The sequence below is a fragment of the Nostoc favosum CHAB5714 genome (genome assembly GCF_020829495.1).
In the GTDB taxonomy this organism is placed as follows: Bacteria; Cyanobacteriota; Cyanobacteriia; order Cyanobacteriales; family Nostocaceae; genus Nostoc; species Nostoc favosum.
The window spans coordinates 1-18,768 of record NZ_JAIVFQ010000116.1; the positions used below are offsets into that span (position 1 = coordinate 1).

22 protein-coding genes and 3 pseudogenes are annotated in these 18,768 nt (G+C 40.6%); 19 read left to right on the forward strand and 6 right to left on the reverse strand.

What is annotated here, in order from left to right; genetic code table 11:
* Positions 1 to 157: 157 nt before the first annotated feature.
* The 4 genes and pseudogenes from LC586_RS34840 to LC586_RS34855 all read left to right on the forward strand — a co-directional run bounded on the left by LC586_RS34840 (position 158) and on the right by LC586_RS34855 (position 1,772).
* Positions 158 to 472, forward strand: coding sequence for a hypothetical protein (locus tag LC586_RS34840; RefSeq protein WP_229490063.1), 315 nt, complete (start codon positions 158 to 160; stop codon positions 470 to 472).
* A gap of 175 nt (positions 473 to 647) precedes the next feature.
* A pseudogene (locus LC586_RS34845) lies at positions 648 to 959 on the forward strand (transposase domain-containing protein); the annotation flags it as partial.
* 2 nt (positions 960 to 961) lie between these two features.
* The gene (locus LC586_RS34850) at positions 962 to 1,171 is read left to right on the forward strand and encodes a hypothetical protein (protein WP_229490064.1); all 210 of its coding nucleotides are present in this window, start codon (positions 962 to 964) and stop codon (positions 1,169 to 1,171) included.
* A gap of 196 nt (positions 1,172 to 1,367) precedes the next feature.
* A complete protein-coding gene (locus LC586_RS34855; RefSeq protein ID WP_229490065.1) occupies positions 1,368 to 1,772 on the forward strand; it encodes a hypothetical protein in 405 nt (134 codons plus the stop codon).
* Here the strand turns inward: LC586_RS34855 and LC586_RS34860 are convergent.
* A pseudogene (locus LC586_RS34860) lies at positions 1,734 to 1,893 on the reverse strand (substrate-binding domain-containing protein); the annotation flags it as partial. The gene LC586_RS34855 and the pseudogene LC586_RS34860 sit on opposite strands and share 39 nt — an antisense overlap.
* A gap of 401 nt (positions 1,894 to 2,294) precedes the next feature.
* Here LC586_RS34860 and LC586_RS34865 point away from each other — a divergent pair.
* Positions 2,295 to 3,053: a HesA/MoeB/ThiF family protein gene (locus tag LC586_RS34865; protein ID WP_229490066.1), complete on the forward strand. Its 759-nt coding sequence runs from the start codon at positions 2,295 to 2,297 to the stop codon at positions 3,051 to 3,053.
* Positions 3,054 to 3,118: 65 nt separating this feature from the next.
* Here LC586_RS34865 and LC586_RS34870 read toward each other — a convergent pair whose 3' ends face one another.
* The 3 genes from LC586_RS34870 to LC586_RS34880 form a co-directional block, all read right to left on the reverse strand.
* Positions 3,119 to 3,328, reverse strand: coding sequence for a TOBE domain-containing protein (locus tag LC586_RS34870; protein ID WP_229490067.1), 210 nt, complete (start codon positions 3,326 to 3,328; stop codon positions 3,119 to 3,121).
* Positions 3,329 to 3,994: 666 nt separating this feature from the next.
* Entirely contained in the window at positions 3,995 to 4,672 is a 678-nt protein-coding gene (locus LC586_RS34875; protein WP_229490068.1) for a hypothetical protein, read from the reverse strand.
* Positions 4,673 to 5,039: 367 nt separating this feature from the next.
* Positions 5,040 to 5,399, reverse strand: coding sequence for a beta/alpha barrel domain-containing protein (locus tag LC586_RS34880; protein WP_229490069.1), 360 nt, complete (start codon positions 5,397 to 5,399; stop codon positions 5,040 to 5,042).
* Between the two features lie 37 nt (positions 5,400 to 5,436).
* Between LC586_RS34880 and LC586_RS34885 the strand changes: the two are divergent.
* The 10 genes and pseudogenes from LC586_RS34885 to LC586_RS41285 all read left to right on the forward strand — a co-directional run.
* Positions 5,437 to 6,374, forward strand: a pseudogene (locus LC586_RS34885) (CHAT domain-containing protein); the annotation flags it as partial.
* A gap of 193 nt (positions 6,375 to 6,567) precedes the next feature.
* Complete coding sequence (locus tag LC586_RS34890) at positions 6,568 to 7,026, forward strand: hypothetical protein (protein ID WP_229490070.1); 459 nt, start codon at positions 6,568 to 6,570, stop codon at positions 7,024 to 7,026.
* A 53-nt stretch (positions 7,027 to 7,079) separates the two neighbouring features.
* Entirely contained in the window at positions 7,080 to 7,322 is a 243-nt protein-coding gene (locus LC586_RS34895) for a hypothetical protein (RefSeq protein ID WP_229490071.1), read from the forward strand.
* Positions 7,323 to 7,717: 395 nt separating this feature from the next.
* Positions 7,718 to 7,942 carry a hypothetical protein gene (locus LC586_RS34900; protein WP_229490072.1) on the forward strand — a complete coding sequence of 75 codons (225 nt, stop codon included), beginning with the start codon at positions 7,718 to 7,720 and terminating at the stop codon, positions 7,940 to 7,942.
* Positions 7,943 to 8,003: 61 nt separating this feature from the next.
* The gene (locus tag LC586_RS34905; protein ID WP_229490074.1) at positions 8,004 to 8,432 is read left to right on the forward strand and encodes a hypothetical protein; all 429 of its coding nucleotides are present in this window, start codon (positions 8,004 to 8,006) and stop codon (positions 8,430 to 8,432) included.
* A gap of 23 nt (positions 8,433 to 8,455) precedes the next feature.
* Positions 8,456 to 9,958 (forward strand): ABC transporter ATP-binding protein/permease, encoded by a 1,503-nt coding sequence (locus LC586_RS34910; protein WP_229490075.1) that lies wholly within the window; start codon positions 8,456 to 8,458, stop codon positions 9,956 to 9,958.
* 43 nt (positions 9,959 to 10,001) lie between these two features.
* A complete protein-coding gene (locus LC586_RS40945; RefSeq protein WP_267921786.1) occupies positions 10,002 to 10,265 on the forward strand; it encodes a CHASE2 domain-containing protein in 264 nt (87 codons plus the stop codon).
* Positions 10,266 to 10,276: 11 nt separating this feature from the next.
* On the forward strand, positions 10,277 to 11,203 hold the full coding sequence (locus tag LC586_RS34915) for a CHASE2 domain-containing protein (RefSeq protein ID WP_309143425.1): 927 nt from the start codon (positions 10,277 to 10,279) through the stop codon (positions 11,201 to 11,203).
* A gap of 8 nt (positions 11,204 to 11,211) precedes the next feature.
* Entirely contained in the window at positions 11,212 to 11,538 is a 327-nt protein-coding gene (locus LC586_RS42175; RefSeq protein ID WP_369010549.1) for a hypothetical protein, read from the forward strand.
* Positions 11,539 to 11,564: 26 nt separating this feature from the next.
* Positions 11,565 to 12,995 carry a CHAT domain-containing protein gene (locus LC586_RS41285; RefSeq protein WP_306423321.1) on the forward strand — a complete coding sequence of 477 codons (1,431 nt, stop codon included), beginning with the start codon at positions 11,565 to 11,567 and terminating at the stop codon, positions 12,993 to 12,995.
* 79 nt (positions 12,996 to 13,074) lie between these two features.
* On the opposite strand, the gene LC586_RS34925 is transcribed toward LC586_RS41285, so the two are convergent.
* Both LC586_RS34925 and LC586_RS34930 read right to left on the reverse strand, forming a co-directional pair.
* Positions 13,075 to 13,620, reverse strand: coding sequence for a DUF3854 domain-containing protein (locus LC586_RS34925; RefSeq protein ID WP_438822954.1), 546 nt, complete (start codon positions 13,618 to 13,620; stop codon positions 13,075 to 13,077).
* Positions 13,621 to 13,642: 22 nt separating this feature from the next.
* A complete protein-coding gene (locus LC586_RS34930; protein ID WP_229490076.1) occupies positions 13,643 to 14,584 on the reverse strand; it encodes a hypothetical protein in 942 nt (313 codons plus the stop codon).
* Positions 14,585 to 14,730: 146 nt separating this feature from the next.
* Here LC586_RS34930 and LC586_RS34935 point away from each other — a divergent pair, with 146 nt between their 5' ends.
* The 4 genes from LC586_RS34935 to LC586_RS34950 all read left to right on the forward strand — a co-directional run bounded on the left by LC586_RS34935 (position 14,731) and on the right by LC586_RS34950 (position 18,311).
* Positions 14,731 to 15,015 (forward strand): helix-turn-helix domain-containing protein, encoded by a 285-nt coding sequence (locus tag LC586_RS34935; protein WP_190946769.1) that lies wholly within the window; start codon positions 14,731 to 14,733, stop codon positions 15,013 to 15,015.
* Positions 15,016 to 15,166: 151 nt separating this feature from the next.
* Positions 15,167 to 16,102 carry a hypothetical protein gene (locus LC586_RS34940; protein ID WP_229490077.1) on the forward strand — a complete coding sequence of 312 codons (936 nt, stop codon included), beginning with the start codon at positions 15,167 to 15,169 and terminating at the stop codon, positions 16,100 to 16,102.
* A gap of 362 nt (positions 16,103 to 16,464) precedes the next feature.
* The gene (locus tag LC586_RS34945; protein ID WP_229490078.1) at positions 16,465 to 17,073 is read left to right on the forward strand and encodes a hypothetical protein; all 609 of its coding nucleotides are present in this window, start codon (positions 16,465 to 16,467) and stop codon (positions 17,071 to 17,073) included.
* 140 nt (positions 17,074 to 17,213) lie between these two features.
* Positions 17,214 to 18,311 carry a hypothetical protein gene (locus tag LC586_RS34950; RefSeq protein WP_229490079.1) on the forward strand — a complete coding sequence of 366 codons (1,098 nt, stop codon included), beginning with the start codon at positions 17,214 to 17,216 and terminating at the stop codon, positions 18,309 to 18,311.
* Positions 18,312 to 18,768 lie beyond the last annotated feature (457 nt).

Sequence of the window (18,768 nt, forward strand, 5' to 3'; positions counted from 1 at the left end):
GTATCAAAAGTAGTGGGGGGATAGTTAAAATTAGCTTTGTTAATAATCAATACTTGGCACATGTAACGATTGATTATTAACAAAGTTTTATATTTGATTTGTTCAACAGTTTCGCACCGGGAACTAGACTAACCTGGCTCAAATTTGGCTTTCTGTGATGGATACAGCTAAACCCAGCAATCAAAAGCTGTTGGCTCATGCTCATCTCGTTAAATTGCAAGGTGACAAGGCAATTTTAGAGGTTACACCAGCTTACTTGAATAAGTTTGAGAGTAGTAAAGAGGCGATGCCTACGGCGGGCTACGCCTACGCTAAAATGCTGCAACGAGCTACCCAAAGTCAACAACCAATGACTGTGTTAATTAAAACTGCCAACAAGAGCAGTAACGGGAGGGTAAAAGCCAATACGCTTGGGTTAAGGCTATGCAGTGTTCAATACGCTTGGGTTAAGGCTGAAACTGATGTAAATTAGGCATTGTTCCCAAGAAAGGAAATTGAGTGTGGTGCATCTCAAGGATTTCTCGTTAGTGTCTCCTGATATACAAAGTGGTGACCTGCTTAAAGCAATCGAGACGGCGATTCCAGCTTTTGTCATCGAACAGGCGTAAGCGTTGCTCGCCGTTCGCGTAGCGTCTCCAAGAGTTGGCATCGCTAATACCCAAACAGAGGAAGAACGCAAGCGATCGCTACCAGCGCAATTAGTGGTAAGCCTGATAATAGCAATGAGTCTTTGGTCTAGAGACTCAATGCGGGATGTACTCAAAAACTTAATAGATGGGATGTCGGAGACATGGGTAAAAGTTGGTAAATATTGGCGAGTACCAAGTAAATCAGCAATTACTCAAGCTCGGCAAAGATTAGGAGCAGGGGTTATGAGACGATTATTTCATCAGTTAGTAAAACCAATGGCTACTGGTGAAACAATAGGAGCATTTTTAAATGGGTTGCGACTGGCTATTTGATGTTTTCGCAAAAATGGGATGCTCCCGATTTGACTGTGATTGGTGCTGTTTCCAATGAAAAAGAATTTTCTGAACCAGAATCTTCGATTATTGAAACTGCGCCGCCATCTGTTGAAACTAGGTTTGCGGATGAAGCCAGACAACTTGTGCTAATAGATGTTACGGAAGAGAGGAAGAAGCTTTTGGGTTTAGGTGCGCGGAAGCTGTGACAGTTCTGCAAGGAACGCCAGATTTAAGGCTATTCTACCGTCTACAACCGTAAAAAACTCGATGGACTCGTTGACTTTCTGATCGCACAACAAGTGACTTCTGCTCAAGTGGTCGAGTTTGTGGAAATGCTTGCTTAGAGTTTGATGAAAAGCCTCGGTAAAAACTGGGATTTCAAAACTACTTCCTTGAGATAGGATGGTGCTTGAATCCATAAATCGGATCAAAGCAGCGCTAGAGGACATCGGCATAGTCGATATCATCATCCTCCAGTCCAGCTTTAGTAGCGGCTATCACCTGATCCTAACCTTTGCTTCCACCCTACCCACCTTTCCCCTAGCCTGCGCCCTAGAGATTACCTTGAGAAATGCAGGCTTTATTCTGCGCCAAGGACACCTAGAAATCTTCCCCAATACCAAACCATATAGTGCCAAACAAATAACTAACTACAAAGCCATCCGTTGCCCCATGCAACCAGGTAGTGGGTCATTTTTACTTGATGATGACCTACAACCAATTAGTGACTCAGTTTCTATCTTCCTCGACCATTGCGATCGCACGCTTCTGATGTCCCAAGATAGCGATAAACTGCTGTACTGGTAAATTGTTCCAAGTATTCTTTGAAAATCACCAAGTCATATCGCGCACTGTAAAGGGGGATAAATCCCAACCCATAGGCAGAAGTTATAGATGCCGTACTGATTCCTGCATCAGCCATTGCTGTATATTCCACCAGAAAGCAATAATACCTCAAAGGCCCCACAGTTTTGCTGTAGGGTTTATTTCATTGGGCATTCAACCCAGGACAAAAAGCAAAACTGGCAGTAATGGATCGGTGCTGGTCAAAGAGCAGGGATGATTGAATAAAGGACTATCACGACATCTTTGCAGAGGGAGCAGCACCACATTTGCGTAGGCGTAGCCCGCACTTCTCTACGAGAGGCTGCGCCAACGACAAGCTCAGTGACCATCGTAGACATCGCTATATTTGTACATAGCTCCCTTAATAGTGCCCGGAATAAATACCAACTTTATAGGTAAAAACTCAGAAAAGTGTATAGACAACTACAATACTTGCTACCAACTAGGTGGTAAATTTTACGACTGATAAAGAGGTAAAAAGCGATGAACTTAACACCCAGTGAGTTAGAACGCTATCACCGCCAAATGATGCTTCCCAATTTTGGAGAGGCAGCACAAAAGCGCTTGAAGTCCGCAACGGTTTTGGTTACAGGTGTAGGGGGATTAGGCGGTACATCAGCGCTTTATTTGGCAGTAGCGGGTGTTGGGCGGCTAATCCTAGTTCGGGGTGGTGACTTACGGCTAGATGATATGAATCGTCAGGTTCTCATGACAAATGATTGGGTAGGTAAGCCAAGAGTATTCAAAGCCAGAGAAACTCTGCAAGCTATTAATCCTGATATTCGGGTGGAAGCAGTTCATGATTACGTTACAAAGGAGAATGTAGACTCTTTAGTGCAATCTGCTGATATAGCTGTTGATTGCGCCCACAATTTCACAGAGCGGAACTTGCTCAATGAGGCTTGCGTGCGCTGGCAAAAACCAATGGTGGAAGCTGCAATGGACGGAATGGAAGCTTACCTGACGACGATTATTCCTGGTGTCACTCCTTGTCTATCATGCTTGTTTCCAGAAAAGCCGGATTGGAATCGGCGTGGGTTCTCGGTTATCGGTGCTGTTTCTGGGACACTAGCTTGTCTTAGTGCATTAGAGGTAATAAAGCTGATTACCAAGTTTAGTCAACCGCTATTGTCACAACTGCTGACCATCGACTTGATGCGAATGGAATTTGCCAAACGACATTCTTATCATGATCCTTTATGTCTGGTGTGTGGTAGCAGTTCTTGCTCGGAAAATTCGTAAATAGTTGTATAGTCGTAGCGATCGCTCTCTAAGCGGATCGCCACAACTTATCTACTCATTTCGAGCTATTCTGTAGCAATTATGACATCCGACGCTTTAATCACAGCGATCGCTTGTTTTCCCTCTTGAAGTTGGAGATGCTCTACCGACTCCTTGGTAATAATTGCAGTTACTTCCACCCCAGGCACAATTTCTAATGTGACCTCAGAGTTGACTGCTCCTGGGTGAATTTTCTTAATAGTTCCTTTTAAGGAATTACGAGCGCTAACTTCCATATTTTGATCCTCCCTAGTTATAAGATAATTCTGAACAGAGTAATACTAACAACTATCAGATTGTTGGATTATCCTCATTTAGTGGGATGCTATCTTCAGCCTTACAGAATAACTTAGATATGAGACTGGTATTAGAATATCGTGAAAAAGTCGATAGTGGAACAGTCAAAGCTTGGCGGAGCATTCATTAAAAACTGTTTTTGGTGATGCGGCTACTCAGTTCTTTTGGTGCGTTCTAATAATTCTTGGCACATGGTAAATTTAGTAATTTGTCAAGTAGTTGAATACCGACTAGCTGCACAGGTTGCTTTTTTGAGAATTTATATAACTTTTTTTGCAAGATTGGAATGCTTCCTATTAAATAATTCGTAATTCGTAATTCGTAATGGGCTTCGCCCCGCAACGCTTTCGTAAATTTTGTTTTGTAATGGGGATTTAACCCCAACACAAAACAAAATTTTTATTGAACCGGGGGACTTAAACCCACGGAACTAGTTAAACCCTGATTCTTGCATATGTATGAAAATATCAAAGCTTAGTTTTAAACGAGCAAGAAGGCGTAACGCCTACAACAGGAAGCCATTTGCTCTACTTGTTGGGGTTTCCCCAAATAGACCAAGTGGCGTGGTAACTCTCCGTTGTAGGCGTCTTTAATCAGAAGGGTTTTCAGAAATATTTTGGTTTCAAAGGAGAAGGAGGAGCAGATAATATGACGATATTTGTCACATTAGTAACGTAACGACCTCCAGCTTTGTCACCTGGAACTACTAAACGAGCAAATCCTTCATCTATTAAAGGCACGATTTTACCATCACTACCTTTTTTTGCAAATGCAACTAGCACTGTTTTCCCTTCAAAGTTAGGTTGAATTTCACCAATAGCTACGACTGCACCATAGCAATCTGTGGCGTCAACTAGAACATATTGCCTCAGAAAAGAGTTTTTACTATTCACCCCAGAATTCCCAGGTTTTAGACCACCTCCGGCTTTCGGATTATTAATCAATTCCCATAGAGGAACTCCATAGTATGTTTCTGTTCGTGGCCCTGAGCCGGTTTGAAAGCTCACAGTAATTTCAGTAATTAATGCTGGATTTTGTTTTTTTAAAGTATCTCGTAAATTTTGCAGTTTTTGCAAGTTATAAGTGGCTGGATTATTGAGTTCTCCACCCAAGCGAAAACTTTGCGAAGAACCTCCAAGACACTTATTTTTATCCCAGACAGAAGGTGTTTTTTCTTCTCGATTCCAGGGAACATCACTCCTTGAGTCAGCTAAAGTAGGCTGCCATAAAACCAGGATCGATAGCATTAAAGACGCAATGGGTATCTGGCGGGTAAAACGCATAAAACATTTCTCCGTTTACTATTGAATATTTAAAAAGTTAGATAGTTTTCTTGAAAGCTATTTGCTCACTAAAAATTAGTATCGTTATCGCCAAAAATGAGCAAGTTGACAATAAATTTTGTTAGAAAAAATAAAATCTTTAAATCATTCAACTTTCAACTCCTTACCAGACGATACAAAAGAGCTAGTTTTCAATATAAGTTATTAAAAACTAATAAATTAAAAGCCAAAGTTAGCCGCAAACCTCTTCTTCGGCTTGCGTTTTTCAAAATGGATAAGTGTATCTGTGTAATCTACTAAAAATAATACCAACTTATTTAGTAAATTACCATATTATTTGGTAATCAAACGCTAACAATATTAATTTTTATTTCTTTTTAAAATAGTTCAGCTTAATATTGTAAAGAAACTTGCTGTCGACTGACTGATTTACTGTTTTAGCAGTATCTACTAATACTGGTGTACGCGAAGCAATGCCGGAGGCGTATTCCATCAAATTTAAAGCAACTCTCCAGCCACTGTGCAAAGCTTGAGCAGTGCCACTAGCTTGAAGAATTAATTGCTTCTCCTGGCAGACTGTACCACTTTCGACTTGATAATGAACTTCGGCACCACAATATTTTAATACTCTGGCTGCTTCTTCAGTAGCGCAAATGGTCATTGGATGACGGGTAGAAAACTCGATTTCACCAGGTTGCTTGCCAATGCCAAGCCCGTAGGTTGTCAAATCTAGGTAGGGAACATCTTCCTGAACTAACCTAGCGATGATAATTGCGCGGCAAATAAAAGACCCTCAAGGCGAAGGCGAGGCGCTGGGTAATCTGGGAAATGTGTATACTAACCTAGGGAATTATGCAAAGGCGATTGAGTACAATCAACAATCGTTGGCGATCGCACGCCAAATCAAAGACCGTCAAGGTGAGGGTTTGGCACTGAACAATTTAGGAGTGACTCTGCAAAAATCAGGCAAACTTCCAGAAGCAGAAAAAAGCCTATTTGAGGGAATTGCAGTTTGGGAATGTCAACGTCAGAGATTAGGTAGTAACGATGCCTTTAAAGTTTCAATTTTTGAGGAACAAGCTCGCACTTACCGCACTTTACAATCCGTTCTAATTGCTCAAAATAAAACAGATAAAGCCCTAAAAACTGCCGAGAGGGGAAGAGCTAGAGCCTTTGTGGAATTACTGCAAAGGCGTGTGGAACCAAATATCAAAGCAGAGTATACACCCCCTCGACTCACAATTGAGCAAATTAAACAAATTGCCAAACAGCAAAATGCCACTCTCGTTCAATATTCAATTATTGGTGGTGATTTTAACATTGAAAAGAAATTACAAAATTCGCTCTCGCTCCTGATGATAAAGATAACGGTTTACTAACTGCGAGCGAAATTTTCGATTTAAAACTCAATAATACCGAGTTAGTTGTCCTGAGTGCTTGCGATACAGGACGAGGAAAAATTTCCGGAGATGGGGTAATTGGTTTATCGCGCTCTTTTATCAGTGCAGGTGTCCCCAGTGCGATCGTTTCCCTATGGTCAATACCCGATGCTCCCACCGCATTGCTAATGAGGGAGTTTTACCAACAGTTGCCAGCAAATGATAAGGCTTCGGCGTTGCGTCTGGCAATGCTGGCAACGATGAAGAAAAACCCAGACCCCAAGCACTGGGCTGCTTTTACATTAATTGGGGAAACGAATTAAACCGCAACCTGCATAAATTTCAAAACCTATCCAGAAATTACTTATGTCAGCCAAAAGCAAATCATTAAGGGTTTATTTGTGGCAATGACACCAGAGCAAATTAGAAGTTACTTAAAAAAACCGCATAATTTCTTCTTGATGCTCCAGATAATCTACTTAACCTGAACCAAGAGTAAATAAAAGGGGGTCATTTATGACAATGATACTAAATAAAGTTATAACTTGCCTAGAAAAAAACGAGGTAAAGTACGAATTCGATGCAGAGAACCAATGCATTACTACCGGATTTAAAGGTGAGAACATTGAAGATATTTTGCTCTTAATTAATGCAGGCGAAGATGAAGATTATTTAAGAATACTAGCACCGCATCTGCTGACAAATATTAATGAGGCACATGAATCTTTAATATTCCAAGCATTACTACATATCTCTTTGCAAACCAATATGGTACGGTGGGCTTATGACCCGATGGGTAGAGAAATTTGTGCAACAGTTGAGCTTCCTTTATTCGATAGTACATTAACTGAAAAACAATTTGAGTTTTGTTTAGAAGCCCTGGTCAAAATAGTAGATGAAATTGCCATACCACGATTAAAAGCTATTTTAGAGACGGGTGTTTTTATGACGCTAGAAACTGCATACATGAACTGAAATTTGATAAAACGGGAAAATTTATATATAATCTTGATAATTTAAAAAAGATATTGGAAAAATATAATCCAAAGCTTAGTCCACTAGAAAAATTTGTAGATAAAAGAATAAGAGATCGTGCTTCTCTTTATTTGCGAGTGGACGAAAGCAGAGCAAAGTATTCTAATGGAACATTACTGCTAAACGTAAGTAAATCTTATGCAAAAGATTCTTTAGGAAGATTTGGAGTTTATGAATTACAGCTACGAAATATCAAGAGAACAGATTTTGAAGAAGCATTAAGTGTATTAAAATAAAAAGAAAGGCTTCATCTTCAACAAGCAGAATTATATCAATGCTGGCTAGCTTGGAATTCTTTTCTAGCTCATTGTAATTTTGCTAATACAGACTATGCTGCTATCTCTAATGCAAATTACGATATAGATAGGAAGAAAATTACTGACAAGCAATGGAAAGAGGTATTAAAGCACTACAATGATGTAAAGGGAGAAGATTTAATATCTGAATTAATTTTTAATAAAGAATTAAAGTGTGAATCTGTTAACTCTTTAAAAGACTTAATAAAAATTGGAATTAAAGTTACACGTTACGGAATAGCCATCGGTTTTCAGCAATTTTAGTCGTATGCTTATTAATTTGGACTCCTTTGCTAATTACCGAAACTCTGCAAATTCAACATTCTTGCCATCCAATGATTGCTTTCTCTAAACTTCCAGCAGAATGTAATACATCACCGGGATGGTTTCCTTCGCCATTACCTCCACCTGTAACACCAATAACTTCCAATTTAGATGCAGGAACAATTGGAATTGCTGTAGGTGCGACTGCTGCTGCTTTAGGTGTTCCCGTACCAATTGCTGCGGGACTTGGGATGCTTGCATGGCTAGCTGCTAAAACCGTTAAGACATTGTTTTAATTCTTTCTAATCTTCAAGATTTATAATCTTCAATCTTCTCAATTAAGGAGTAACTTTGCAGATGAAACCCATATTTAACAAATCAAAGCAGGAAAAATCTTCAGATATAACCCAAGCTTCGTCTAATTCTGAAATCGAAAATTCTAAAACTATCGATGAACAACTCAATAATACAGGTAACGATGAGGAAAGAATTTCTGTAACTGTCAAATCTTCTAAACTTCCATTTTCTTTCAGTCAATCAGCTTTACTTGGAATTATAGCAGTTGCTATCGTTGCTACATTCTTCCTTGTTACCAGAGGAAATGACTTCTGCTTTTTTAGTATTTGTAGTGAGTTCCCTTACCAAAACCCAATTGTTTATAGCTTCTGGTCTGCTGCTGGTGGATTGGCTGGATTTGGGGTTTTAACTTTGATGGGTGTTTCGGCTCCTATTGCGATTATAGGTGGTTTAGCTACTTGGTTTTTAATGCAGATATCACTTCACTAGAGATAGATTTGGAGATGCGAACAATGAAAGTAATTGAAATTAATAATGTCACACAAACATTTCGTAAAGGATTGAGTCAAAAAACCATACTTAAAAATATTAATTTCACAATTGATTCAGGAGAATTTGTTTGGCTTAAGGGAGATGGTGGCGCGGGTAAAACCACTTTGTTATCACAAATTTGTGGATTAATGACTCCCAGTAGTGGAGAAATCAAACTCATGGGTCTCGATCCCAAAGATGCGAACGCTAAACTTTATGTTGGTGTGGTTTTGCAAGAAACACAAGTTCCAAAAAATATGAAAGTAAGGGAACTGTTAGAACTGCTAAGAAGTTATTCTCCCAACCCTCTTCCACTTTCAAATGAAGAGATTTTAAAAATGGTAAATCTCAAAAAGCCAGAAATACTAGATTCTGAGATGGCTCCTTTAGCTGGTAGCGAAAAACAACGACTTTATTTGGCTTTGGCTTTAATCGGTAATCCAAAATTACTCATACTTGACGAACCCACCAGAAATTTAGATGCGGAAAGTCATAAAGTATTTTGGGAGCAAATTAAACTTTGTCACGAACAAGGTGTGACTATTTTAATGACCACACAGTACCAAAATGACTCGGAAAAATTAAATGAGTTAGCAACTCGGATTGTGAAATTGCATCCATTTTCCGAAATACCAGCAGAAGGTCAACTTCTTGAGGAATCCACATTAGAAAATAGGGAGATTGAATTAGAATCATCAACAAATAAGGATGAGGAAATATCTACTATTGCTCCAGTTACACCTCGAAATTTACTGGATATATTTAAGAAGCAGTTTGAATTTGAAGTTACTCAATTGCGACGTACACCCACATTTTTGCTAGGAACGTTAAGTATTGTCGGATTTGTACCATTACTAAAATTACAGCCAGGATTCCAACCAGGACAAGTAACCATAGACCAGTTAATTTATTTGTGTGGGATTATCCTATTTACCATTGCAATCGAACGACTAGGTAAACGTGTCGCAATCGAGCGTTCGGAAGGATGGCTCAAATTATTAAAAACCACGTCTCTACCTCCTGTCGTTTACATAGCAGCCAAGATTACTAGCTTACTAATTGTTTGTGCTGTTGCTATCTTCTCAGTTTTTATTCTGGGGTATTGGCAATTAGGAATTCATGCAAGCTTGGGTTTATATCTATCTGTTTTTCTTGGTTTAATAATTGGGATTACACCTTTTGCAATTCTGGGTTTGGAACTCGGATATTTGCTCCATCCTAAAAGTGCTGATTCAATTTTGAGTTTATCTCTGTTTATTATTCCCTTTGCTTGCGGTGTCCCATTACCATTTAAGCCTGAGTTAATGCAGGACTTGGTTTCCCTATCGCCTTTTTATCACTATAAAGAATTGGTTTTATCGATAGCGCAATCAAATTCTGACCCACGAGTTATCTTACATTTGCTGTGGTTAATTTGGGCTTTTGGATTTTTCGGATTGAGCGCAGTTTGGGTATATAAGCGCGATCGCGCTATTGTCAAGTAGTTTATCGTATAGGCGATCGCACCTTCAATCCCTAACGTTTGAGATGCGATCATTACCTGATGAATTTCCACATAGAAATACTCCCAAACTAAAAACTACCCTGGTTACAAGTTTCTTGGTAGCTTCTTCTTTTTTGGGAATACGTCATCTAGGTGGGTTGCAAACACTGGAACTTAAAGCTTATGACCATATGATGCAACTGCGACCAAATGAAAAACAAGACGATCGGATTGTGGTTGTTGAAGTTGATGCGGATGATATTAAATATGAACACGAACAAAAAAAAGGAAATAAAAATCTTCACTAACTGTTTCTACCATCAAGCAAGTCGTTGGAGAAATCCAAAAACATCAACCTCTATTTATCGGTTTAGTTCAAGATTTAGATACACCAGATAAAGAAATATCCAAACAACAATTAGAAAATATCTTGGGGGAAACCCCTAATTTATACTTTACATGCAACAGTAGTAAAAGTATTAATGAAAGCGAAGCATTAGGAAATCCACCTGACACCGAGAATGCTTTTGGATTTAGTGATGTTTCTAGAGATGATAAAGTCGTCCGTCGTTCTTTATTGATGATAGGAGATAAATCGGCAAATCCTCACTGTAAAAGTCCTTATGCTTTCGGCTTAGTATTAGCATTGAATTATTTAAAAGAAGTAAAAGAGATAAATCATCAATCGCTACCCGACGGAAAAATAAAAATTGGTAATTTAATTCTGCCAACTTTTCCAATTAAAAGTGAACGTGTGGGAGGATATCAAAAATTTGATGCTGGTACAGGTGGATTGCAGATGCTACTTAATTATCGTATATCCAAAGATAGACCTACTAACTCAAAACAACTTGATCGAATTGCCAAGCGCATAACCATTGAAAATTTTACCAATCTTTCCCGAAACCCCAAAAATACAAAGAAAATCGAAGAATCAGTCAAAAATCGTATCGTTCTTATCGGAGTTACAGATAAAGAATTTGCCAAAAATAAACTTTTTCAAACCCCCTACCAACAAGAAATTACTCCTGTTTGGCTTCACGCACAGATGATTAGTCAACTTCTCAGTGGAGTTATTGATCGTCGTCCATTTTTAAGACCTTGGTTCGGTTGGGAAAATGTTGCTTGGATTTATGCTTGGTCTTTAGTCGGAGGATTTATCATTTGGCGATTTCGGAGTGGGATTAATATTTTGTTAGTGACTATCCTCAAGCGATCGCCCATCAGCAACAGGCGTTATCGATAGCACGAGAAATTAAAAACTCTGATTTAGAAGCAAGAGCGCTACTTAATCTTGGAACGATAAATTTAAATGCTTCACAAGAAAATAAAGTAAAGGCTATTGATTTTTATCAACAAAGTTTAGCGATCGCCAGAGCAAGTAAAAATTCCGAAATAGAGCAAAAAGCTTTATCTGCTCTTAAAAGCACTATTGAGTTATTAGAGAAAAATTTAGTAATTGTTCGAGATACTAAAGATAAACTGAAAGAGATTAATATTTTAGTCAGTCTGGGACATGCTTATACTGCTATAGGGGATAACAGCAAGGCGATCGCACCTTTTACAACCCGCATGGTTTAGCACTAAGTCTATCGCAATCAGGATTTTTGTATTTTTTAGCTAAAGATACAGCTAAAGCGGAAAAACAATTATTTGAAGCTATAGATAAATATGAGTCAGTACTTGACCAAGGAGTCGGTAAGCAAGATGCTAACAGAGTATCGTTTTTTAATTCTTATTTAATTACTTATCAAACACTTGCAGAAGTTCTTGTTGCTCAAAATAGAAAAGAGGAAGCACTAGAAATTTCTGAGCGAGGTCGAGCTAAAATATTAGCAGAATTACTAGCAAACTCCTCCAGTGACCCTAAAAACCGCGAGTTAAAAACACAAACTTCCAAAGTTTCTGTTCAACAAATTCAGCAAATAGCCAAACAACAAAATGCAACTTTAGTTGAATACCAAATTATTTACGATCGCTTGCGTATAACTCCATCTTCAGTTGCGAGTAAGAAACCACAAACACCCGCAGCAAAACTTTTCATCTGGGTCGTTAAACCCAACGGCGAAATTAAATTTCACCAATCTGACCTCACCCCATTACAGCAAAAAAATACCTCTCTGTTGAACCTCGTTAATGATACCCTTGTATCCATCCCTAAAAATGCCAAAGCTGTAAGTATACCTCGTGGCAATACCAATCAGCTAACCTTCAAAAAAGGCGATCGCGTCACACTCAAAAATGACTTTCGTAGCGACCCTGCCTGGATAGTAGTAGCAGTTAATAATGATACACTTACACTCAGACAACCCTTTTATCCACCAGGGCAGACATCAGACTATCCCATAACTGATGTGGTGGGAAAAGTCGGTGAGAACGGCTCCCAGTCTAGCGCCAATGCCCAAGACCGCAACTTGCAACAACTCTATCAATTGCTAATCAAACCCATAGCTGAAGATTTACCAAAAGAGTCAGATGCTCGTGTAATTTTTATCCCTCAGCAGGAACTATTTGCCGTTCCCTTTCCAGCACTGCAAGACTCAACAGGGCGATACTTAATAGAAAAGCACACAATCCTTACCGCCCCATCCATTCAAGTTTTACAGTTAACCTATCAACAACGGCAGCGAGTTCCCGGTTCAGCAAAAGATGTCCTGCTTGTTGGTAATCCTATCATGCCCAAGGTAGTTAATAAACCAGGAGAACCACCTCAACAATTACCTCAACTAGAAGGAACGGAAGCAGAAGTTAAAGCCATAGCACCTCTATTTCAAGCCAAACCCATCATAGGCAAAGATGCCACTAAACTGGCAATCTTGCCGATTCTCCCCAAAGCCAGAATAATTCATTTCGCCACACATGGGATACTGGATGATCTGAGGGGATTAGGGAGTGCGATCGCTCTTACTCCCTCTGGTAACGACAATGGTTTGCTCACCGCCGCAGAAATCTTCGACTTGAAGCTAAACGCCGAACTAGTGGTAATTAGCGCCTGCAATACTGGACAAGGGCGGAATGGCACGCTTGAAAAGCTCTAAGCTATACGGAATAAGGGCTACAGCTTTGAAAGCTATTGAACAGTGGAGGAGGGGGTCAGGCGGTCGTCCTTGATGCAGTTTAGGGCAAGCGATCGCCACAAAAGACAATGGCGTTACCGTATTGATCCTGTGGTGTGCGGTATCCAGCGTTTACTCCCGGAATTGTGATCGCTGCATAACCAGCAGTCAGTAACGCCCCCACTTTCTTGACACCTTCGACAATTGTGACTGGGACATTGTGCCGCCAAACCCAGTGCCAGAAACCGCCACGATGCTGTAGGTCTTCTTCAGTAATGGGGATATCGCTACGGTTGGAGACTTTCACCCAGATGCGATTCGGTACTAGGAGGAAGAAAGCGCGTGTTTCTTCTCTGTAAGGATGCTCGTATTTTATGAACTTGTGGATTTTTTGGCGATCGCGTCGGGGATGGTCGGGTTTGAAACAGCCCCACATCATCAGGACGTAGTTGTTGAGGGGGTCAACGCCACTGCACCACCAGCCGCCTAGTTCAATGTGTTGGTATTTTTTCAAATCGCGATCGCGCAGTCGTCCATCGTTGCGGCGGGAGATTTTGGGACTGTAGAGCAGATATTCGTAGGGTGTTGTGCCGTGGAGCGAACGCACATTCAGGTGAAATATTTCTTCGTCAACCCGTCTGCCCTACTTCGCCCAGTTTCACGTCGTTGTTGTAAATTGCATCATTGAGGATTTCAAACCCGTGCTTCTCGCATTCGTTGAAAATCTGCGCCATGACTTCGTTACCAGTGGTAGAAGAGGACAAGGAGCAGGGTGCGGGGTGCAGGGGGGAAATTTCTTCTCCCTTACTCCCTGCCCCCTGCCCCTCTGCTTCTTCTTCTGGTACTTGTAGTGGTAGCGTACCTTGCTGGTATTGTTGCTTGATGTAGCTGTGGCATCTTGCGGCCGAGAGGTCGCGGAAAATCTCAATCTCGTTGACCAGTACTCGCCAGTATAGGTTTTTGTAGTTGCCGTGGTCGTAGCTAATGCTGGCTACCAGTTCGTCACCCACAAACGCTTCCTGGTCATAAAACGAGATTTCCAGAATGGTTGGAGCTTCTGCTACTTGCGCTGGTGCTGGGAATGTTTCTCTAAGTGTGCCGTCTTTATGATGCCATTGGATGAAGCGATAGCATTTGACCCAGGTGTTAGCGCGGAATTCCTCTTTACCGTTGACCATTACTAGCCAGGGTTGGGTGACTAATTCATCGTGGTCGTATGCAATGTAGGCTATCAGTTCTTTGCCACAGTAGACCTCGTGGTGGTAGAAGTTGATTTCTACTGTTGTCAGTGGTTCGGGGGCTATGCCTTGGGCTTGGTCGGTGATGAAGTGGTCGAGTTCGGCTTGGGCGAGGGCTTGGTTGTCGGGGGCAGCAGGGGCGAGTTTCTGAATCTTGCTGGCTTGGTAATCAGCGATGGCTGCGCCAACGCCAAGGGCGAACGCACTAATCCAAGAATCTAGAGAGCGTTTGTCGCTTACTTCGACTGTGCTTTGCGTTTCGCTGTAGATTTGCTTGAGTCGGGCAATAGATTTCAGTTGCAGCTGTTGTTGGCTGTAGATTTGGTATGTCATGATTGATTAAGTTCATAACGGGACGGAAAGCGCTTTAGATTCGCAGTCGGGGCGCTTTCTTTATATATTTATTACGCATTACGTAATGCTTGTCAAGCAATGCGTAATGGGTTAAATTAGAGATAATTCTTTGGAGGCGTATGACTATGGATTTAATGAAAATTATTATTGAAGTGGAGTTTACTGGTATCGGAACTGCTTTGAAAAAGGCAAGAGAAGCTGCGGGGATGAGTTTAACCGTAGCTGGTGATTACGCCGGAATGAGCGGGGCAAATTTTAATAGAATTGAGAACGAGGATACAAAGGGTGTACCTTTAGACACCCTTATCAGGGCAGCCAATGCTGTAGGGCTGGATTTAAAAGAGTGTTTAGGTGAATGGATTCAGCATATTCCTGGGGTTAATTTAACAGAAAGTTCTAATGGCGATTAACCCTCAGACTATTAATCCTCTTGCCCTACCTTCAGCTTTTCCAAAGAAGCGATGCCTGCGGCGGGCTATGCCGGAGCAGTTATCAGCTACTTCTAAAATCTACGTTGTAATTGACTCTGAAAAAATATTGTTGAACTAAAGGGGTGGAATAATGGCTAAACCACCTTCTAAGCGCAAAAAAGCCACCTCTGCTATATCCAACAATTTAAAAGCAACTGCTAGTTCTGCGGAGGATATCTTTAATCCAGAAAATCCAGCTTCAGCAACGATTACGGTGACTGCTGCTGAAGTAGAGGAGTTGACCGAGGCGGAGGAACGCGATCGCCTTCACCTAGAGCGCCGTGTGGAAAGAGCGTTTTTTGAGGCTCTTAAGGCACTGGCAGAACTCCGCGATCGCAGACTGTACCGTTTGACGCATAAAACCTTCGAGGATTATTGCCGCGATCGCTTTGGGCATAGCCGTCAAAAATCAAATTATTTGATTGCAGCAGCTGATGTCTACGAGAATTTGACAACAATTTGTTGTCAAAATTTACCGCCTGAAGATTTGACAACAAATGGATCACAAATTTTGCCCACAAGTGTTGGGCAAGTCCGACCCATTACAAAGCTAGAACCTCAAGAACAGTGGGAAGTGTGGCAAACCGCAGTACAGGAAGCTGGCGGGAAAGTTCCCACGGGTAGAATCGTCAAAGACGTTGTGCAAAAAATAATGGAGAGAACCAAAGTACCAAACACCTACCAAATTGGCGAGGTGTGCCAAATCCTTGCGAAGGACAACCCAGAACTTAGGGGCAAGGGTAGGTGTTGGGGGATTGTCAGCGCAGTGAATGACTTTAGTTGCACCGTGAAAATGTGGGATGGAGAGTACACCATTGGGTTGCAGCACCTGAAGTCCTTCAACTACCTGCCCCAGGAATGTGAGGAGATGCAGTCCTTGAGCGATCGCATCAGTCGGGTGTATTCCAGTGCGCTGGAGGAGTCGGTGCAGAAGTTTTTGGAGTCTTTGGGGAAGTTGAGCAGACCTTATCTGACTGCACTGGAAGAGAAAGTGTTGAATGTTCTGGAGTTAGAAATCAGAGATTAATGCAACAATGCTGTAAGTAAGTTAAGATTCCGTAATAATTCTACCCAAATGCTTGAGTATTCTTAAAACTCCAGATAAATTGTTAAGATATTACGATCGGGTTGCAAATAGATCGGAAATACCATACTGTTTACCCAAGGTTTTGACAAACAAATAGCTGCTACCATTAGTGATCAAGCCATACAGAGGTTGTTCTGGTTAGGGAAATGATGAAGAGGTTTCCTTTGCAGGAATAAAAAGAGCAATCGCCTGCAATCTATTTGTAACGTTTAGCAGCTGTTCGCCTTACATTTAGCCAACTCCTAATTTATTTGTCTTATTGCTAAGATGGCTTTAAGAGAAAACTTTTTCTGTAGAGAAAGATGACCTCATTGGTTCATGGACAGCCGATTAGTGCTGAAGAAATTGAGCGTATTGTCAACCGAGGATTTTCTCCGCAAACTTTTGTGCTTCTTTGTAATTCTATTGCATGGGCATCTGCTGCAAAAAAATGCTCCTCGTTACCTTCATTTACCGAGCGCATATATGTTCCAGATGGAGGTAAAGATGCAGAGTGGACAGTAGAAATAGCGCATTTCCAAAAACACCTATCACCTTTCTTAAGTTCTGGATGGAATGTATATCAATATAAGCATCGTGATATTTCCGTTCGGAATAAAGCAGAAATTTTCTCCAAGCTAAAAGCTGATTTAAAGGGCGCTATCAAATATTTAGTGAATAGAACTAAACGCATACCAAGCAAATATGTTCTATTTACAAACATACATTTAACACTTGATGAACAGAGTGAATTAAAAGCAAAAATTATCGATGGTTATGATCAAACTGAGAGCATTGCTATTGAAGTAGTAACCCAAGTTGCTAGTTATCAACCTTCGCGTGCTTCGCAGGCGATCGCCCATAACAAGATATACGGTTGCGCTTCGCGCAACCGTATATCTTGTTTAATTTTAATTATCAGTACTAATTAGTTTGGAAGTGCCAAATTAAACTTTTTATAAAATAAGCCCCTCCATTTTTTTCCTCTGGAGGGGATTTTATTGCTTTACTGACTCATGCGATCGCCTAAATACGTAACTAGCAACTTGGGTTACTAGAGTGGCTTTGTTCTGTGGAAGCACAAGAGGCACACAATTTCTGCTTCTGTCTTGGAAAGCTGGATTCTGAAAGAAGATGGTTAGCGCAGATCGAGCAGCTTGGTATTAGACAAGATGGTATTAATGTCTTTTCAGCTTACTTTGGTGGTTTAAGTCAGATTGATCGCCAGTTTGTTAGTGACTATTTGGATCAGCTTACACAGTCAGGTCAGGTTAAAGCTGAAGCAATAGTTTGTGCTACTCAGCAACTTGGAGGTGATATTACAGGGGTCAATCGAATGGTGACATTAATCCGAGACAAGCGGGTTGATCCCAAATATGTTGCATACATCCTAAAACACGGCAAATGGCTTAACTGTCTTAATTCAGGCGAATATCTCTACTTGTTGGAAGCTATAGCAGGTTCAGATTTAGAAAATGCAGCAGCAGTAGTTGAATCTTTCTTCATTTGGTTCCATCCTGAAAAAGCAGTTGATGGGGAGCTTGCTGAGTTCGCTTGGAAGTGTTTAGAAGCAAGTGATACATCAGATCAAAATTACTATTTTGATCGGCTTGCCCTGCATCTTGTCCAGACTAATGTCGCACAGGGGTTCAGACTTCTAGAGAAATTACTTCTGAAACAACTCACCGAGTATCGATGCTGGAACCCAATTAATAGCAATCATCAAAGAGAGTTTTGGGAGTTTTTATACAGTAATAATCGTAGACTTGCTATCTGCATACCCTTGAAAGTTTCTCTACAAGACCCACGAGAATATTCTTTTATAAGCTGGCATTTCCAAAGAAGAGTTAATCAAGAAAAAGATTCAGACTTGCTAATAGAATTTGCACTTGATTCGGAAGAACAGGCTAAAATAGTTTGCTTTAAGCAATTGATCCACAATTTACAACAAGAATATCCAGATGTGGCAAATGAAACAGAGGCTTATCGAATCATTGATGTGAGAGTGAAAGAACAACCTTTACACTGGCAAAACTTTCTGCAACTTAAACGCCTGTGGAATGGAGGCAAGAAAGCGGCAATTAAAATCGGTGAGCATTTTACAGAACAAAATCCTTGGGGTAAAGGAGCGATCGCTTTCCTTGAAGGTGTAATGGATGAGTTGGAATAAGATTGATAACCCATAAATTACTCTTATTAGCTTGACTATTCTTTTACTACCAAGCTGATAAGCGTATGGCTATCTACACAGTCATTAACTTCAGTTACATCGTAAGAATCGGGAATTTGAGTGCTTTGGAAGAGAAATTGTTGAGTGTGATAGAGAAAGAATACAGGATTATACATTAAATGCCATACAGTTCTAATGTTGGACTTGAATGAAAACTAATGCTGCTCGACTACTTGATAAACTAGGCATTTCCTATCAAATTATCAACTATGAAATAGATCCTGATGATCTGTCCGCCGAGAGTACAGCACAGAAAGTCGGTCTGACCCCCAGGGCAAACGCATCTAAATATTGACGAGCCACCCTAAGAGTGAAATGAACCAAGACCGCTATCAGATATGACTTTCAGGAAATTGAATGTTCGCTTTTTCGTAATGATAATCATTATAACAGGGGA

Coding starts and splice junctions, on each gene's coding strand:
- LC586_RS34840 (WP_229490063.1), top strand. CDS start 158: ATGGATACAGCTAAACCCAGCAATCAAAAGCTGTTGGCTCATGCTCAT.
- LC586_RS34850 (WP_229490064.1), top strand. CDS start 962: ATGTTTTCGCAAAAATGGGATGCTCCCGATTTGACTGTGATTGGTGCT.
- LC586_RS34855 (WP_229490065.1), top strand. CDS start 1,368: ATGGTGCTTGAATCCATAAATCGGATCAAAGCAGCGCTAGAGGACATC.
- LC586_RS34865 (WP_229490066.1), top strand. CDS start 2,295: ATGAACTTAACACCCAGTGAGTTAGAACGCTATCACCGCCAAATGATG.
- LC586_RS34870 (WP_229490067.1), bottom strand. CDS start 3,328: ATGGAAGTTAGCGCTCGTAATTCCTTAAAAGGAACTATTAAGAAAATT.
- LC586_RS34875 (WP_229490068.1), bottom strand. CDS start 4,672: ATGCGTTTTACCCGCCAGATACCCATTGCGTCTTTAATGCTATCGATC.
- LC586_RS34890 (WP_229490070.1), top strand. CDS start 6,568: ATGACAATGATACTAAATAAAGTTATAACTTGCCTAGAAAAAAACGAG.
- LC586_RS34900 (WP_229490072.1), top strand. CDS start 7,718: ATGATTGCTTTCTCTAAACTTCCAGCAGAATGTAATACATCACCGGGA.
- LC586_RS34905 (WP_229490074.1), top strand. CDS start 8,004: ATGAAACCCATATTTAACAAATCAAAGCAGGAAAAATCTTCAGATATA.
- LC586_RS34910 (WP_229490075.1), top strand. CDS start 8,456: ATGAAAGTAATTGAAATTAATAATGTCACACAAACATTTCGTAAAGGA.
- LC586_RS40945 (WP_267921786.1), top strand. CDS start 10,002: ATGCGATCATTACCTGATGAATTTCCACATAGAAATACTCCCAAACTA.
- LC586_RS34930 (WP_229490076.1), bottom strand. CDS start 14,584: ATGACATACCAAATCTACAGCCAACAACAGCTGCAACTGAAATCTATT.
- LC586_RS34935 (WP_190946769.1), top strand. CDS start 14,731: ATGGATTTAATGAAAATTATTATTGAAGTGGAGTTTACTGGTATCGGA.
- LC586_RS34940 (WP_229490077.1), top strand. CDS start 15,167: ATGGCTAAACCACCTTCTAAGCGCAAAAAAGCCACCTCTGCTATATCC.
- LC586_RS34945 (WP_229490078.1), top strand. CDS start 16,465: ATGACCTCATTGGTTCATGGACAGCCGATTAGTGCTGAAGAAATTGAG.